This window comes from Ruegeria sp. A5 (assembly GCF_056543005.1).
This window is the reverse complement of sequence record NZ_JBQGAV010000002.1, coordinates 392,959-408,798: the sequence shown is the minus strand read 5'-3', so window position 1 is coordinate 408,798 and position 15,840 is coordinate 392,959. Positions and strand designations below refer to the sequence as shown.

The following is a 15,840-nucleotide window of genomic DNA, read 5'->3' as shown; positions in this document are numbered from 1 at the left end:
GAAGAAGACATTGCCGGACTGCCCCGCACTTTGGGTGTTCTTGGTCGGTCCAGGTTTAATGTTAGCGTATCATCGGCCCTTGTCCCTAAAGCGGACCTGCATCCAAATCCCAATAGGGTGCGTCGTGCCCGATGCGTTCCACGACGAAATCCAAAAACGCGCGAACTTTCGCTGGCATGTGCTTTCGTTCAGGGAAGACTGCGTACAGCGCCTGTTCAGGCAGGCGATATTCGGGCAGCACCCTGACCAGACGGCCACTGGTCAAGTGGGCTCCGGCAATAAAGGTCGGCAGGCGGCCGATACCAAGACCGTCAAGCAGCACGGTGCACAGGGCTTCACTGTTGTTCACGCGCAGAACACCAGATGTCTGAACGCGCATGTCACCCGCGGGCCCGGCTAAGCGCCATTCCGAAGGGTCGCGCGAATAGGCGTAGTGAAGGCAGGAATGCGCCAGAAGATCCTCAGGTGTTTCTGGCGTTCCGGACTGCGCAAGATAGTCCGGCGCAGCGACAATCACGCTGTGGATCGGGGCGAGTTTGCGTGCGATCAGGGCCGAGTTCGGCAACGTTCCGGCGCGTAAGGCCACGTCGATGCCCCCTTCGACGAGATCGACAAATTTGTCATCCATCGTCAGGTCAATTCTGATCCCCGGATATTGCCTGAGGAATGCAGCAATCATAGGCGCAACATGCAGTTGTCCAAAGGACATGGGTGTACTGAGCCTTAGTAATCCAACCGGTTGCCCCTGCAACGCCGCAACTGCGTCTTCGGCGTCCTGCGCTGCGTCAAGCGCCTGCGCCGCGTGGGCCAGATAGATTTCGCCCGCCTCGGTAAGGGAAATGGACCGTGTCGACCGATGAAAGAGCTGCGTTCCCAGATGGGCCTCCAGCACGCCGATCCGCTTGCTGACCGCTGATTTTGTAAGACCCAGATGCCGGGCGGCGGCTGCGAAACCGCCATGGTCCGCCACGGCCACAAACACAGGGATAGCGCCAATTTCAGTCATGTTTAAGTTCCTTTGGGCGAGTTTTTCTCGCCTATAAGTTTCCGTATCACACGATTATCATCGAAATAAAAGGTAAATAGGTTGTGGGCATGTCCTGTTAACGCCGGAGGCTGACATGCCCAAGATGCTCATCAAAGGAACACTGCGTGATAAACCGCCGGCCTCGGACGGCCGTTTTCACCGCCTGCAAAGCCCATTCAGGAGCCACATCAGCGCGCAGCCGGGCACCCCTTTCCCGAATACGGCGGGCCGGTATCACCTCTACTTGTCCAAAGCCTGCCCCTGGTGTAACGGCGTCGATCTGATTCTAACTTTGAAAGGCTTACGCAATGCGTTCAGCATCACATGGATGGACCCGGTCATGTCGGAAAACGGCTGGGTCATCGACCAGACGCTGTTCAACGATCAAAGCGGTGTAGAACGCACCCGCTTCCTTTACGAAGTCTATCAGCACGCCAAGCCGGATTACACGGGTCCGATCAGCGTGCCTGTGCTACTGGACACGGATACAGGCCGGATCGTCAGCACCGAATCGGCCGAGATCATGCGCATGCTTCAGACGGCATTTCCCGATACCGCGGGACCCGATCTTCGCCCGTCCCATCTTTGCGACGAAATCGACCGGATCGCCGAACAAATTCAGTCACCGATCCGCGAAGGCGTCTATCGCGCCGGGTTTGCAACCAGCCAGATCGCGTATGGCGAGGCCGTAACGGCGCTCTTTGCCTGCCTCGACGCGATTGAAGAAACGCTTGGCCAACGCCGGTTCCTAGCCGGAGACGTGCTGACAGAGGTTGACCTGAAGCTGTTTCCGACACTTCTGCGGTTTGACCCGGTCTATGTGACCCACTTCAAGACCGACTACAAACGCATCAGCGACTATGTTGCCCTGTCCCGCTATCTGGCCGACATCATGCGGTTGCCGGGCGTGGCTGACACTGTGGACATGGCCCATATCCGTCAGCACTACTTCCTCAGCCATCGGCACATCAACCCCAGCGGAATTATCCCGATCGGCCCGGCTTCTCTGCGCTTAACCGATGTGCCGGAAATGGGGGCCGCGTGATGCCTGATATTGTCAGAAGATCCCCTGTATCCGCGCTGATCATGGCCATCGGTGTCCTGGTGGGGGTCAGTTTCACTTTGTCCAAATTCGTCTCGATGGCAGGAATATCAGCTCTGACCGCTTTGTTCTGGCAGGTTTTGCTGGCCAGCATCGCGCTGTTGGCGTTGTGTTTGCTGTCGCAGAAGCGCGTGGCGCTCAACGCGTGGCACATTCCCTATTATGTCGGCGCCGGAGTTTTCGGTGTCAGCGGCCCCGCTGTGATCGGGTTTCTGGTGCTGGAGCATGTGAGCCTTGGGTTCTATTCCGCCCTCGTCACGCTGTCACCGCTGTTTACCTTTGCGATAACGGCACTGATCGCGCGCAGGATGCTGCCGTTGCACCGCCTGGTTGGTATTCTGATCGGCCTTGCCGGGGTCAGCCTTGCCACCATGGGTGGGTTTGACCTGTCGGGAGTCGAGCCGGCGTGGATTGCCCTGTCGCTTTTGGGGCCCTTGTTTCTGGCCTACGGCAACGTCTTTCGCAGCTATGCCTACCCGCCCGGCGGCGATCCGTTGGGGCTGGCGACCGGAACGCTTCTGTCACAGCTGTTGCTGATTTCCGCCCTGATACTGGGACGCGGCACCACAATCAGCGACGTCTCGGTGCCCCCTGCCCTGCTTGGCGCAATCTTCGGCATCGGATCCATCACTGCGCTCAGCTATGCGCTGACCTTCGAAGTACAGCGGCGCACGGATGGCGTTGGGTTCGCCCAGGTCGGCTATTTTGCCACGCTTTCCGGCATCGCAATCGGGGCAATTGTCTTTCGGGAACCTCTTGGCCTTGGGCTGCTGGGGTCCCTCGCAATCCTGTTCCTTGGGCTAGCCGTCACCAACGGTCACCTGAAACTCCCGCCGGTCCTGCACCGACGGTCACAGGCCAACCAGACTTAGACCCACCGATAACTTTCAAACAGAAAAGGAAACCAAAACATGCAAATCACTGCCCCCACCACAGCGGCCCACGCGCCCCGGATCGCATCCCTTTACACCGCTGTTGACGCGCTGGACGAAGCCGGCGTTGTCGAGCATGTCACCGAAGACGTGCAGTTCCAGCTTGGCAATTTCGAACAGATTGACGGGCGCACAGCCGTGCAAGCCGCGAACGCAGGGTTCTTTGCCACGATCCAGGGTATGCAACATACCATCACCGGCATCTGGTCCAGCGGCGATACTGCGTTCTGCGACGGCACCGTTCACTATACGCGCAAGGACCAAAGCACGCACGACGTGCGCTTTGCTGCACGGTTCAACTTTCGCGAGGACAGGATCGCGGATTACCGGGTGTATGTGGATATCTCCGGTCTTTGATGCCTTTGGCCAGGGCTGCGCGCGTTGCCTGCCGCTCTGGCCGACACGGGCAGAAACGGCCATAATTGCGATCCAGCTTCGGAAGAGGGTTCGATGACCGATCGCAGCATTCTGGAACAGCTCATGACGATGTCCGACGACGTCTGGGACCGGCACACCAACCCGTGGAGCGGCTGGAGCCGCCTGAGCATCCCGCCCCTGTTCGTTCTGGCCGTCTGGAGCCGGGTTTGGCTGGGCTGGTGGTGCCTTGTTCCGGTCGTTGTTGTTGTATTCTGGACATGGTGGAACCCCCGCGCCTTCCGCAAAACGGGCAATCCGGAAAACTGGATGTCCAAAGGTGTACTTGAGGAACGGATCTGGCTTGCGCGCGCGAAATCGCCGATCCCTGCAAGGCACCGCCGGATGCCTCTTATTCTGGCCGCAGTCAGCGCGGTCGGAATCGGCCCCTTGGTCTGGGGGCTTTGGCAGCTTCAATTCTGGCCGACGCTTCTGGGGTTGCTGCTGGTTATGGGTGGGAAGCTGTGGTTTCTGGACCGCATGGTCTGGCTGTTTGAAGACACTCGGGCAGCAAGCACCTGGCAAGGAAAATAGCGGCGCTGTGAAAACGGAAAGCAGGAGCATCAGATGCCCCTGCCATTCCGGGTCTGCCAGGACACGCTTAAGCTTGTGGACCCCCATGCGCCGAGGGCCGCTGCGACAGCCCCAAAGACATCAGGGACACACCGGCGAAAATCAGGTTCAGGCCGGCAAGAACCCCCAGCAGAACAAGGGACGAGCCATTGACGATACCGGTCAGGATCAGGCCGCCAAGCAGGATGGCCATCGCGCCGGACGCAATCATCAGCGCCATGGACCGCTCCTGACGCGACCGAATGGCAATTACGATCCGCAACACACCTTCGGCCAGAAAAACCGCGCCAAGCGCAAGGGTCAGTGCCAGAACGCCGCCGAACGGATCAAGCAACAGAACAAGCCCCGCAAGCGCGTTCAGAACACCGATGGCCAACAGCCAGAAGAACCCTTTCCACGCCTTTTCCGCAAATGCCTGAATCGCTGTGACGATGCCTCCGCCCAGCAGGGCCACGCCGACAAAGGCTTCGACAGCGAGCGTGGACATCAGCGGGAAGGCTACGGCGCACAGCCCTACACAGAGCATGGCGACGCCGAGCACAATCAGCCAGACCGGTCGAGGCTGCCAACCGGCGACCTCTTCCATGAGCGCGGGTTTCGGCACGGTTTCATTAACTGAATCAGTCATGTCGACCTCCAGGATCAGGGTCAGGCGACCGACTTGTCGAGATGATCGCGATAGGCGGCAACGGCGGCGTGCAAGGCTTCCCAATGGTTCTTCGCCTGATCATGCGCGTCCGTCACAGCGTCTTCGCCTTCTTTCTGGATGCGATCGGCAAGGTCAGTGACCTTGTCTTTTGCTTCCTGCAGATCGGATTGCAGCTTTGTCACCTGCTCCTGGGTCCACTTGTCGGTCGCGTCGCCCGCGTCCTTGACCTTCTGTTCGAACGATTTCAGCTCGTCCTCGACACGGGTATAGTCGTCTTTGGCTTTCTGTACGAATTCGGAAAATGTTGTCATGGTTCAGTCCTTTCATGGGTCATATGTTTGCTGGGCTCTTTTGAGCGCCATGGCCCAGACCCTCGCAGATCCACGGCCCGCATCCGAGTGAGTCACGGTTAAACCGTCGCGCTGTCTTGTGGCGCTGCTCGTCATCGGACAAAGTTGAGCGACGGAGGGAAACATGCTTGCCGAAGTAAGCTCTGCCATCGATCCAAGCGCTATTCAGGAACAGTTGAAGCGCGTCCTCGTCAGTCCGCATTTCGCGGATACCACGCGCCTGAACCGCTTTCTGTCGCATATTGTCGGCGAAGCGCTGGCGGGTCGGTCCGAGACGCTGAAAGGCTATGCAATCGGCATTGACGTTTTCGACAAGCCCGAGGATTTCGACCCCACCATCGACACGATCGTTCGGGTTCAGGCCAATAAGATGCGCAGCCGGCTGGATCTCTATTACGCTCAGGAAGGGCGCGAGGACCCGGTTCGAATACATATTCCCAAGGGGTCCTACGCCCCGGTTTTTGAGATCGCGTTTGACCCCGAACGCCGGACCGATGCCGAAACGCCCCCGGCGCCAACCGGACGGGTCGCGGTGGCCGTGATGCCCTTTGACAACTTGAGCGGAGACCCGTCGCAGGAATATCTGGCCGATGGGTTTACCGAGGAAATCATCTCGGCCATCGCCCGGTTTCGCGAGGTGAGCGTGCTGTCCCGGCACGTCACCTTTCGCTTTCGCGGCCGCGGCCGCGATCCGCGCGCGGTCGGAAGCGAACTCGACGTCCAATATCTGGTCGAAGGCAGCGTGCGACATTGGGACAACAAGCTGCGCGTCACCGCCCAGCTTATTGACGCGGAAACCGGCCAACAGGTTTCCGCGGACACTTATGACCGCGACCTGAGCGCGGACAGCCTATTTGAAATTCAGGACGATATCGCCGCCCGGATCGCCACGGAAATCGCGGAACCCCACGGAGTGATCCATCGAACAGGTGCAGTGCAGCGCAGGGCACAGACGCACACGCTGGATGCCTATCAGTGCAGGTTGCTGGCCACCGAATACTGGCGTGAACCCACGGTTAAAAAACACAAGAAGGTCCGCGACCTGCTGGAGCGCGCCGTTGAGATTGATCCCGAATATGCCGGCGCCTGGGGGATGCTCGCGATTGTCTACGGCGACGAAGTGCGCGGCGGGTTCAATTTTCGCAAGTCCCCCCCGCCCTTTGATCGCGCGCTGGAGGCCGCACAGCGGTCGGTCGCTCTGGATCCGCTGAACGCAACCGGCCAGCACGCATTGTTTTTGACCCATTTTCATCGTGGAGAGTTCGAAAGCTTTGAAGACGCGGCTGATAAAGCATTGCGGGCCAATCCGAATTATCCAGACATGTTGGCCGATCTGGCGGCCTGCTTTGCGTTGCGCGGCGATCTTGAACAGGCCGCGAGACTGAGCGCCCGCGCGATCGAGCTGAGCCCCAACCCGCCCGGCTGGTACCACGCAAGCACGTTCCTGATCTGTTTCATGAAAGATGATTACAGCGGCGCGCGTTCAGCGGCGCGCAAAGTCGGTGGTGGCATGTGGAATGGTTCTGAAGTGCTTGAGCTTATGTGCATCCCATACACGGAACCGGACGCCGACCTGGATTCAACCCTGTTGGCCCTGAAGACCAACATTCCCGATGTTGACCGTTTTATCCAGACGCTCTACGCGATCTGGCATGTGCCATCTGACATCTCACAGAAAATGACCGAAGCGCTGCGCACAACCGGGGCGTTGGACTGAGGTTCGGCCGTCAGGGATTTAACGGTGACTCACTCTGCCCTTTCCACCTCTGCGCGTAGGTTGGTCCTGACATCACAACCAGACCCGGAAACGACCAATGCTAACTCTACCTCAGCGCCTTGATCTGATGAAATTGGCGACGGATATTGCAAAGACCAAAGCCAGCTGGTCCGAGGAAAAGCCAGCCAATCTGGAAGAGGAAGTCCTTTCTATATTCGAGCTGCTCAAGCCAAGTATAGAAAGCGGCAGCGCGTTTGAGAACACCAGCATGTCCGATGTGAAAACCGCCGTTGATGTCGCCTCGACCATTGACGGTTTCCTGGAATAGCCGGTACTTGTTTTCAAGGCCAAACAATGCCGTTTCGCATCAGGATGTTGCGTGCTCACAATTCTAACAACTATCAAGTGCAATCGCCCCGACTCGGACCTTAAGTATGGTTCTCGCACACTTCGCTAGCAGCGCGCTTTCCTGCCTTCGCTGCGTTTGTGAAAACTGGCGCTAAATGTATTATCTCTAACGGGGCAAAGTGGAATTGCGTTACGCTTGTACTATAGTCAGATTTGAGATTTTTGACCCACTTGAGGATGCCGCTATAGACAATAGACTGCGAACCTTGCGACCGAGCATCAATTCTGGACGACACAGCACAATGCCCCAGTTGCATCGCATACCAAACCTTTCTCAAAAGTATTTTTATTATTCTGATGACGAGCAAGCACGGAACCTGGGCCTGAGTTGATCTTGCTCAGCGCGTTTTCGAGAAAGTCGACGCGAACACTCGGCACCCACGCCACGTTATTGTTGGGAACTGCAGATTCCGCTGCACATATCGCCAACACTTCGTCTTTTAGACTAATTGGTCTCTGTGACGAAGGTACGTTTCTAGCAGGTGAGAGATTCCATCCGAACATTTGGTGGTAGAAGTTGTCCGGGAATACGCCGCTACGGGATAGGTAGTGTTCATGCGTAAACTGACGAGCGGGGGCAGGGTATTCGTGCCGCGAAACTGATACACCGAAGAATGCGCCAAGCGGATCACGTAAGAGGCAGTTCCGACCAACCCCAGGAACTTCAAAGGGAGGTTTCACTACTGATCCTTCAAGCTTGACGGCGAGTTTGGCGGCCTGATCTACGTCTTCGACTTCAACATAAGGGATCCACCCTTCAAAGAGCACCAGATTTTGAGAAACAATCCCGGCCCCTGCCTCTCCATCGAGAGTGGCGAGGACAAAATCTCTATGGCCGCCGCCCCATGCGAAATCTGTGGCGTGTTCGACAATATAGCTCCAACCTGCCACGCTTTCGTAAAATGACCTGGAAGCTTCCACATCAGGCGTGAAAAGATCGTGCCAGACAATTCGGCCAACTTTTTCTTTTGTCACCGCGACTTCATCCAAACTGCTTCGGTTCGCCATAACTCTCGTTTGCGTTCCAAATATTGATGCAGATCAATTTGCGCGGTTCTGGTCCGTGAAGTCACTTAATTCAGTGGCTCCGTTGGCGGTCAGCCATTCTGCAAATTTACCCATATCATCCGTTGCGGGGCGATCCGAAGGCTAGGCGAAGCAATATTTACCAGCGTTAACGGCTTCACTGAAGGGTTGTATCAGGCGGCCGTGTTCGATGTAGCGTTCGAACATGGGCACAGGTAACAAGGCCGCCCCAGTACCATAGGTGGCCAACTCGGCGAGGGCCACTGATCTGTCCAGAATTGGTCCCTTTACACGCGGGCAAATCGTTCCAACTGCTTCGAACTAACCTGGCCACCCGGCACCCTGAATTACGACGGCACCGCGTCGGCCGCGTATTGCGACAGGAATTCCTCTGAGGGTGGGATCTGAGTGATGACGTCAATCAGTACCCCGTTTGGATCGCGATAAATCGCATGGCGTTGACCAAACGGCTCGCTCACAAGTGACTTTGCCACCGGAACTCCTTCCGACCGAAGTCGTTCATCCACTTTGTCGACATCCTCGACTTCAAAGTTGAGGATCATACCCTTAGACGCACCGCGGGAAACCTCTGGGATCGTCTCGTGGTTTGACTGGACGACCGCGAGATTGACCGACGGATCCGCTTCACTTTGTAGATGCACATACCAATCCGCCTCGAATGCTGCGCGGAAGCCAAAGTGACGTTTGTAGAACTCTGCCGTTTCAGAAACCGTTTCAGACTGAATGACCGGGTAATATTGAGTGACACGCATTTTTCATCTCCTTCACTTACATGCACTGTGTATGTATCATGGATTTGTAAAAACATTCAAGATGTATGTAAGGTGCTAGAAGTGATATTCGGAGCCGTTAAATTTGCCCCAAGAAAAACCCGCCCGACGCAGCCAGGCAGACCGACGCGCCGAAACGCGTGCCAAACTCGTAGAGGCTGCCCGAGAACTGTTTGTGGATTCGGGATTTGCCGATACTGCAACCCCAGACATCGTTCGTAGGGCCAGCGTAACTCGAGGCGCGCTGTATCATCATTTCAAGGACAAGGCTGACCTTTTCCGCGCCGTCGCAGAAGAGGAGGCCATAGCAATCTCACACCATATTGACCAGGAAACGCGCAATGTGGCCGATCCCGAACAGGCCATGGTGACAGGATCGAATGCCTTTTTTGAAGCGATGTTGGTCCCAGGCCGAGTACGCCTCCTGATGGAAGAGGCCCCAGCGGTATTAGGGCACAGCACCGCTGTCGCGTTGACCCGGGCCAATGGAACAGAAGAACTTCGTGAAGGGCTTTCGCGGGCTCTTCCTGAGCATTCCCCAAAACAGATCGATGCTTTGACTAATTTGTTGTCGGCCGCGTTTGATCGCGCCGCGCTAGAGATCGCCTATGGGGGCGATCCGGAGGTCTACAAAGAGGTTATGAACCATTTGATTGGTGAAGTACTCAAGGGCAACTAGCAGACCTCGGAAGCCCCGCAGTATGGGTCCCTACCCTTTCTTCCGTGAGTTACTCGGCCCAATGCGGACCTCCACCACCCGGTCGAGATGCTGCGGCGCGGCCCGTTGAACCGACCATTCGCTGCGACCGCAAAATCTCGAAGTCTGCGAATTCACAGGATGCGGACATAGTGATCTTTCGCCGAGCAAGTGCCAAGGTCAGCTTCTAGATTTTTAAGATTTTCGTCCGTTTCTTCTTTGGCTGAATAAGGAGGCGATTGCGGCTTCAAAAGCACCAATGTCGGCGATCTCTCTTTTGCCAGCGTCGATATAGGCGTTCTGTGAAATACCTACTTGCCACGCCACAACAACCAATACGTGACGCCAAACGCCAGACCGAGTCCAGAGTACCCAACGAAATAAAGCGGCTCCAGGTCCGTCGTGTCGAGTGTGATGACCTTTCTGGCAACGGCCATAAGGGCAGTTGCAACTACCAGCTTAACATGTATGACATCGGCCGTCAGGTAAAGCGTAACATTCGTGTAAATCTCGATGGCGATCAGTACGACAAGCGCGGCCGCAAAAACCTCCAACAGATCACTGACGTCAAGAACCAGGACCGGCGGACTTATAAGCTTGATATAGAACGAGTAACCGGCGTCGATGACGGCAAATCCGATCACAACGACCATGAACAAAGACATCACCCGAACGGCGTGTCGAATGATCCGATTGCAGCTTCTGACAATCAGATCCTCATGGTCTGGGTCAAGCTCGACATGCGCTTGCGCATTGCGTTGCATCTGATCGGCCATCAAGATCACCCTATTGTCGACGTTTCATGAACAATACTTCAGCCAAACGTCAGCGCCCTCTGGGCAAGACGACCTGAGCCTGCAATCGCAAGCGAAAGCCCTCCGCGCCCACCTCGGGCGCTTCCAGCCAATAGCCCGCCCCCGCTTGCAGATTGACCGGCAGCGCCCCCCATTGGACCAGCTTGGAGACCGAAGCGTTTATAGGCACAGCCCAGGCTTCAGTTTCCCAGTCATAGGTGCTTTCGCTTTGCAGAGAATAGGTCCACGCGCCTTCGGTGGAATAAGCAAGAAAGGGCTGGAGAAAACTCACATTCGTGGGGGTGTCGGGGTTGCTTTCTAGATCCCACAGATGATTGGCCAGCGCACCATAGGTCCACGGCCCGGTCTGTCGCAGTGCAATGCCGGTGATCCCAGCAGCCCATGTATCACTCGATACGTCGCTAAAGGTTGGCAAGCGCACAACGGGACCCACGCCCCACGTTATGTCCTCGGTTCCGATTGGCGAGAACCACGCAGAGAACAGGATATCTCCGAACCCCTCCTGGCGTGTGCCCGGCACAACGTCTTCCTGCCAGATGTAAGGAATGATAGTTCGGGTGATCAGGTTAAGGTCATCGTTCAGTTGAAAGGGCACGACTGGTTGAAAGTTCAGCGTGGTGCGCGAGCCCTGATCAGAGACGCCCAGATTTTCATCATAGTTCAATTGAAACGGAACCGAGACGATTGCCGCAAGTGGGTTGGCCAGTTCCTGTGCCAGATCGGATGCCTCGTCTGCAACGGTTGTGGTTCCGGCACTGGCTGTAAAAAGCAGCCCCATAAGAGTATGGGATCGACGCATAGCCGTGTACTCCTTTTGAGATGCGATTTGGGCGAGTGGCCTAGTTGATCGGCTCCAGCTTCGGGAAGGTCCAAGTGCCGTTCAGGATTGCACCCTCGGGCTCATAGAGGCGGATCGCGTAGTTCCAGCCCGGAGTAATCGGCAGACAGTTCACGCGGCCATCGTCGCACCCGCCGAAATGCAACGTGACCGAGCCGTCTTCTGCTGCTTCGGCTGTGTAGCCGTTGTAGCTGTTTACGCCCAGATCATTGGCTTCCAGAAAGCCGTCACCGTTATAGACAGTCACCGACCAGAACGCCCGAACCGGCACATCCTTGACGGTTACCGCATGCGGTGTTTCGCCGTCATTCTGATCGACCGCGTCCAACAGATAGATCGCGGCCTCAGGCGGAAGACCGCCCCAGCCCGAGAAGGCGCCGACCAGAAACTGAACCGGATCAATATCGTCTTTTGTTCTGCCAAAGGCACGGGCTGAATCGGTGCCCAGCAAGGACAGGTCGTTTATCGCCTGACGCGCAGTGGCAAGCTGTTCGGTGTTCCAGTTCGGCGCGTCAAATGGACCCGTTCCACCGCCGCTGACGACAATTCCATCCTGTGCCGCTTGCGCGGCGACAATATCATCCGGGTCAGTCACATCGACGAATGTGCGAAACGCGATGAAACCAAAAGGTGTGCCTAGGTCTTCCTTAGTGATTTGGTAGGTGCCGGGCTTTGCCTCGGCGTACATGAAGTGATCCTGATTGATGACATGCATCGAGATATAGCGGCCATCCGCCTCGGGGAGCGTCACTTCAACGGGTTCGCTCAAATCCAGCAGAATGCCGGAGTAGAGCGTGTCCTGATTCATGCGGATAACCGGCTGGTTGTCCGGTGTCGTGGCTTCGCGCATATGCCCCAATTCGCCAACAGCGAGGCCGAGATTGGCCATGTTGGTGCGAAACATGTGATCTGTCTCGGCGCGCACAAGGGTGTCGACGGTCACATCGACAATGTCTTCGGCCCAAACGCCTGTCGGGAGCGTAAGCGCGACTGTCAGAAGAAGCTTTTTCATCGTAAGCATCCTGTTGTTCAGTTTGCGGTTTCTACGGAGGGGAAGACCCAGCTTCCGTCGATGACCTCTGGGCCCGGCTGATAAAGGCGCACGGCATAGTTCCAGCCATCCATGATCGGGAGACAGTTCATGCGTCCGTCGTCGCAGCTGCCGAAATGCACGGTCACACTGCCATCATCATTCTTGGTGCCTGAGACCGAATTGACCACATACGAGTCGAGGGAATTGAGTTCAAAAAACCCGTCTGCATTATAGAGGCTCACGGACCAGAACGCGTTCACCGGCACATTCGCTGGGACCTGGATTTTGTATTCTCCAAGCGGCAGGCCGGGCTCGATATTAAGATAAAACGCCTCGTCTTCGGGCAGTCCACCAAAGCCGACTGCTGTGCCAAGGAAATGGCGTAATGGGTCTACATGATCTGCCGTACCAAAAGTCCGGACGCTGTCTGTGGCGAACCTGCCCAGCTCAATTGCGGCTTGGCGCAGCGCCTCAAAGCTCTCCGCGTCGTAATTGGGCATCTCGAAGGGCGTTACGGAGGCGGCATCAATGGTGAAACCGTCCTGAATTGCATTAACCGTCGCAACATCCTTGGGGCTCTCGGCATCCACAAGTATTCTCATGAAAACAAGTACGTAAGGGGTATGGAATGTATCCATGTCAAGCTGGAACACACCGCCACCGTCGAACACTTCATTGATAAAATGATCTTGATTGACCACCATCGTCGTCATGTATCGGTCGCCCACATCGGGCAGAGTCAAGGTTGCACCTTTGCTGATATCAATTACCGCAACGCTGTAGAGCGTGTCGCGGTTCATCCGAATGGTTGGCTGATTGTCGATGGGGGTGGGTTCTTTGAAATGAAAGAACTGATTTACGCCTCCGGCCAGGCCATTGTACGTCTTCAGTTCGTTGTCTGTAGCAGCCCGAACAAAGTTGTTTATGGTAATGGGCACTTCGTATGTCTCTGCAAGTGCATCGACCGTGGTATCAAAGCTCTGAGCGGTCGCTGTGCTTCCAATCAGGACAGCTAAAGCAGCAAGTTTCCAGTGTTTGTGCGTGAGATTCATAGTTTGCCCGCTCCACTAGCCAATTACAGAAATGCATTGCTTGATGGTTCCGGCACCTGATCAAGGGCGCATTCTCGCGCCTCTCATTGTGTTGTTTTTTGAAATGCTACAATCGGAGCCTTGGCCATCTCTCTCCAACAAACCACAAAGTTCGAATGTATGCCCTGACAGATTGGAGCGACCGCCTCCGAAAACTGGTCAAAAATGACAGGTAGCGATAGCACTTTGGCCAACAACTAGAGGCTCTCTATTAAAATTGACCCGGCGGCGGGCCTATCGTTCATGCAGTGGTGCCAGTTTGCTAGACTGCTCTCTGCAGTTGGCGTGGTTTAATTCCATTGAGCCTCTGCGAGCGGGCACCTGACTTTTTCATTCAAAAAAGTGTCTTCGGCTTTGACGCAGGTCAGGGACACAGAGCCGCGCTGGTCTATGCTTGACGTGCCCGGCCTTTCAATTGCGGTGTCTTAAGGGAGTTATGATGACAGGGCAGGACGCGCATGCTCGACACAGAACACCACCGCTTACACGCGGGCGGGTCATCGTCCCGCTTTTGCTTGCGTTTCAAGAATCCGGTCAATCTGTAGAAAGTCTCCTTGCGGAATTCGATCTATCCTTCTCGGAGTTGAGCGCTCCGAGTTGTTTCATTCCGCACGACACTGTCTATGCCGTGTTTGAAGCCGTCGCACAAAAGACATCCCCAGACTTTCCAGCACTTGTTGGTCAAACTTCAGATCCGACGATTGCATCCCCATTCGGACAGGCCTTTCGCGTCGCAAAATCGCTGGCTGATTTCATTGCCAGGTTCTGCGTTCATGCGGGAAACAACACAAATGCGGTCACCATGACACTTGATGTCTCTGGCGAGTTCGCCGTGCTGTCCGCCAAACGCAGATTCACGCCATGCTGTTCGCCCGCCTATATGGATGCGTTTCAGATCAGCCGATGGGCTACGTTGCTGCACGAAACTGCAGGTCAGCGTTGGGAAGCAAATAAGGTTCTTGTGCGTGTGAACCGTCCTGATCTTCTCCCGTCTTACTTCTACGGTATCCGGGCGATAGGTGCGGGCTCAGACGGGTATTCCATCCGCTTCCCAAGTGCTTGGCTTTTATTTGAACTGGTTAACCGAACCTCAACCGAGTACGTGTCGACCACTCAGGACGAAAAAAACCCAGTGCCTACAGATTTGCTGAGTTCGATCCAAAGCGTTGCCTACTCAATGGTCGGGCGCACGGAGTTGTCGGTTACGACGCTCGCCAAGGCATGCGGTTTTCGAGGCGCGGTTCTCAACAGACGGCTTGCTGCCTATGGGACATCACTGTCTCGCATCGTTATCGAAGCTAAATGTGACCGGGCGAAGCGCCTGCTTTCAAAGTCTGAAATCTCAATGGGCGATATCGCGGCTCAGTTGGGGTATTCTGACGCGACGGCCATGACACGGGCCTTCAAGAAATGGACGGGTCAGACACCCTCAGATTTTCGAACCCGTGAAATGAATAGCCTTAAGGCATCTGTTCCGATACTCGACCCGGTCGAATGCGATTGTGAAACGTAACAGGAATACGACGCGGCTCACCTTTTTGCCGCGCTTCAATCTTGGGATCAAAAAAGGGGAGCAGATCGTGGAATTCACACAGGTAAGGAGTATCGTGTGCAGCTTTCTAGTTGCGCCGACTACGCTGCTCTACGGATCTCCAGCAGTGGCTCAGGACTCTGGCTGGAGCTTTTACGGCAGCTTCTACATCTATGGCGCAGATACCGAGACAACTATTGGCCCCTTAGAGTCGGAACTGAGCTTCAGCGACGCACTTGATAATCTAGACCTCGCCTTTATGGGCACGGTTGAGGCGCGACACGGTCGATGGTCACTGATCGCAGACTACATGCGCACAGATCTGACATTTAAAGGCGACACCCCTGGCCCGGTGTTCAGCGGCGCAGAAACCATCCTGAAGACACAGTTCTTCAGCGGGTATGCGGCGTACACGGTCTATCAGGACCAAGCTCTGGACGTCGATCTCGGGGGTGGGTTTCGTTGGTTTGATACCAGCAGCACAATCACTCTGGTCGGTGGCCCCAGCCCGGCACCAAGTGCAAGAACAAGTGACGATTGGATCGACCCCCTGATTGCAGCTCGCCTCCGGTATCAGATCAATGACCGCTGGTCAGCAATTGCCCTGGCTGACTACGGCGGATTTCGCTCAAATCGCGAAACGGCGCAATTTGTAGCTACGGTGGGTTATGCCATCACTCCAAAGTGGAATTTGCGCGCAGGTTATCGCTACATCATGGTCGACAAAGGTGAAGGTGACAGCAGGTTCAAGCTCTCACAATCCGGACCCGTGTTGGGTGTGAACTACAGCTTCTGAGTAAGGGCACCATGCGAAAAGCGGCTATGCCTAACACAAACAGGTTTGAA

At 55.9% G+C, this 15,840-nt stretch carries 18 protein-coding genes; 9 read left to right on the top strand and 9 right to left on the bottom strand.

What is annotated here, in order from left to right:
- Nucleotides 1-85: 85 nt before the first annotated feature.
- Nucleotides 86-1,006 (bottom strand): LysR family transcriptional regulator, encoded by a 921-nt coding sequence (locus ACR0AY_RS07830; protein WP_170511090.1) that lies wholly within the window; start codon nucleotides 1,004-1,006, stop codon nucleotides 86-88.
- 115 nt (nucleotides 1,007-1,121) lie between these two features.
- Here ACR0AY_RS07830 and ACR0AY_RS07825 point away from each other — a divergent pair, with 115 nt between their 5' ends.
- From ACR0AY_RS07825 to ACR0AY_RS07810, 4 genes are all read left to right on the top strand, one after another.
- Complete coding sequence (locus tag ACR0AY_RS07825; protein ID WP_480453938.1) at nucleotides 1,122-2,072, top strand: glutathione S-transferase family protein; 951 nt, start codon at nucleotides 1,122-1,124, stop codon at nucleotides 2,070-2,072.
- Nucleotides 2,073-2,113: 41 nt separating this feature from the next.
- Nucleotides 2,114-3,001: a DMT family transporter gene (locus ACR0AY_RS07820; protein ID WP_170819373.1), complete on the top strand. Its 888-nt coding sequence runs from the start codon at nucleotides 2,114-2,116 to the stop codon at nucleotides 2,999-3,001.
- A gap of 39 nt (nucleotides 3,002-3,040) precedes the next feature.
- The gene (locus ACR0AY_RS07815) at nucleotides 3,041-3,418 is read left to right on the top strand and encodes a nuclear transport factor 2 family protein (protein WP_170511100.1); all 378 of its coding nucleotides are present in this window, start codon (nucleotides 3,041-3,043) and stop codon (nucleotides 3,416-3,418) included.
- Nucleotides 3,419-3,511: 93 nt separating this feature from the next.
- Nucleotides 3,512-4,009 carry a DUF6653 family protein gene (locus tag ACR0AY_RS07810; protein WP_170511103.1) on the top strand — a complete coding sequence of 166 codons (498 nt, stop codon included), beginning with the start codon at nucleotides 3,512-3,514 and terminating at the stop codon, nucleotides 4,007-4,009.
- A 67-nt stretch (nucleotides 4,010-4,076) separates the two neighbouring features.
- Here ACR0AY_RS07810 and ACR0AY_RS07805 read toward each other — a convergent pair whose 3' ends face one another.
- Together ACR0AY_RS07805 and ACR0AY_RS07800 are read right to left on the bottom strand one after the other, a co-directional pair.
- Nucleotides 4,077-4,676 (bottom strand): HdeD family acid-resistance protein, encoded by a 600-nt coding sequence (locus ACR0AY_RS07805; protein WP_170511106.1) that lies wholly within the window; start codon nucleotides 4,674-4,676, stop codon nucleotides 4,077-4,079.
- 20 nt (nucleotides 4,677-4,696) lie between these two features.
- The gene (locus ACR0AY_RS07800) at nucleotides 4,697-5,008 is read right to left on the bottom strand and encodes a hypothetical protein (RefSeq protein WP_170451072.1); all 312 of its coding nucleotides are present in this window, start codon (nucleotides 5,006-5,008) and stop codon (nucleotides 4,697-4,699) included.
- 163 nt (nucleotides 5,009-5,171) lie between these two features.
- Between ACR0AY_RS07800 and ACR0AY_RS07795 the strand changes: the two genes are divergently transcribed.
- Nucleotides 5,172-6,764, top strand: coding sequence for a hypothetical protein (locus ACR0AY_RS07795; protein ID WP_170511109.1), 1,593 nt, complete (start codon nucleotides 5,172-5,174; stop codon nucleotides 6,762-6,764).
- Between the two features lie 97 nt (nucleotides 6,765-6,861).
- A complete protein-coding gene (locus tag ACR0AY_RS07790) occupies nucleotides 6,862-7,092 on the top strand; it encodes a hypothetical protein (RefSeq protein ID WP_170511112.1) in 231 nt (76 codons plus the stop codon).
- Nucleotides 7,093-7,391: 299 nt separating this feature from the next.
- Here the strand turns inward: ACR0AY_RS07790 and ACR0AY_RS07785 are convergent, their stop codons facing one another.
- Both ACR0AY_RS07785 and ACR0AY_RS07780 read right to left on the bottom strand, forming a co-directional pair.
- The gene (locus ACR0AY_RS07785; RefSeq protein WP_480453937.1) at nucleotides 7,392-8,162 is read right to left on the bottom strand and encodes a VOC family protein; all 771 of its coding nucleotides are present in this window, start codon (nucleotides 8,160-8,162) and stop codon (nucleotides 7,392-7,394) included.
- A 383-nt stretch (nucleotides 8,163-8,545) separates the two neighbouring features.
- Nucleotides 8,546-8,971: a VOC family protein gene (locus ACR0AY_RS07780; RefSeq protein WP_170511118.1), complete on the bottom strand. Its 426-nt coding sequence runs from the start codon at nucleotides 8,969-8,971 to the stop codon at nucleotides 8,546-8,548.
- A gap of 103 nt (nucleotides 8,972-9,074) precedes the next feature.
- Between ACR0AY_RS07780 and ACR0AY_RS07775 the strand changes: the two genes are divergently transcribed.
- A complete protein-coding gene (locus ACR0AY_RS07775) occupies nucleotides 9,075-9,668 on the top strand; it encodes a TetR/AcrR family transcriptional regulator (RefSeq protein ID WP_170511124.1) in 594 nt (197 codons plus the stop codon).
- Nucleotides 9,669-9,997: 329 nt separating this feature from the next.
- Here the strand turns inward: ACR0AY_RS07775 and ACR0AY_RS07770 are convergent, their stop codons facing one another.
- The 4 genes from ACR0AY_RS07770 to ACR0AY_RS07755 are packed head-to-tail and all read right to left on the bottom strand — an operon-like array spanning nucleotide 9,998 to nucleotide 13,424.
- The gene (locus tag ACR0AY_RS07770; RefSeq protein ID WP_480453936.1) at nucleotides 9,998-10,462 is read right to left on the bottom strand and encodes a phosphate-starvation-inducible PsiE family protein; all 465 of its coding nucleotides are present in this window, start codon (nucleotides 10,460-10,462) and stop codon (nucleotides 9,998-10,000) included.
- A gap of 49 nt (nucleotides 10,463-10,511) precedes the next feature.
- Nucleotides 10,512-11,300: a transporter gene (locus ACR0AY_RS07765; protein WP_170511127.1), complete on the bottom strand. Its 789-nt coding sequence runs from the start codon at nucleotides 11,298-11,300 to the stop codon at nucleotides 10,512-10,514.
- Between the two features lie 40 nt (nucleotides 11,301-11,340).
- Nucleotides 11,341-12,351, bottom strand: a complete 1,011-nt coding sequence (locus ACR0AY_RS07760) for a DUF1254 domain-containing protein (protein WP_170511132.1) — start codon at nucleotides 12,349-12,351, stop codon at nucleotides 11,341-11,343.
- Nucleotides 12,352-12,368: 17 nt separating this feature from the next.
- Complete coding sequence (locus tag ACR0AY_RS07755) at nucleotides 12,369-13,424, bottom strand: DUF1214 domain-containing protein (protein ID WP_170511134.1); 1,056 nt, start codon at nucleotides 13,422-13,424, stop codon at nucleotides 12,369-12,371.
- A 475-nt stretch (nucleotides 13,425-13,899) separates the two neighbouring features.
- On the opposite strand from ACR0AY_RS07755, the gene ACR0AY_RS07750 reads away from it, so the two are divergent.
- Together ACR0AY_RS07750 and ACR0AY_RS07745 are read left to right on the top strand one after the other, a co-directional pair.
- Nucleotides 13,900-14,976 (top strand): AraC family transcriptional regulator, encoded by a 1,077-nt coding sequence (locus ACR0AY_RS07750; protein ID WP_480453934.1) that lies wholly within the window; start codon nucleotides 13,900-13,902, stop codon nucleotides 14,974-14,976.
- Between the two features lie 67 nt (nucleotides 14,977-15,043).
- Nucleotides 15,044-15,790 carry an outer membrane protein gene (locus tag ACR0AY_RS07745; protein WP_480453932.1) on the top strand — a complete coding sequence of 249 codons (747 nt, stop codon included), beginning with the start codon at nucleotides 15,044-15,046 and terminating at the stop codon, nucleotides 15,788-15,790.
- Nucleotides 15,791-15,840: the final 50 nt, after the last annotated feature.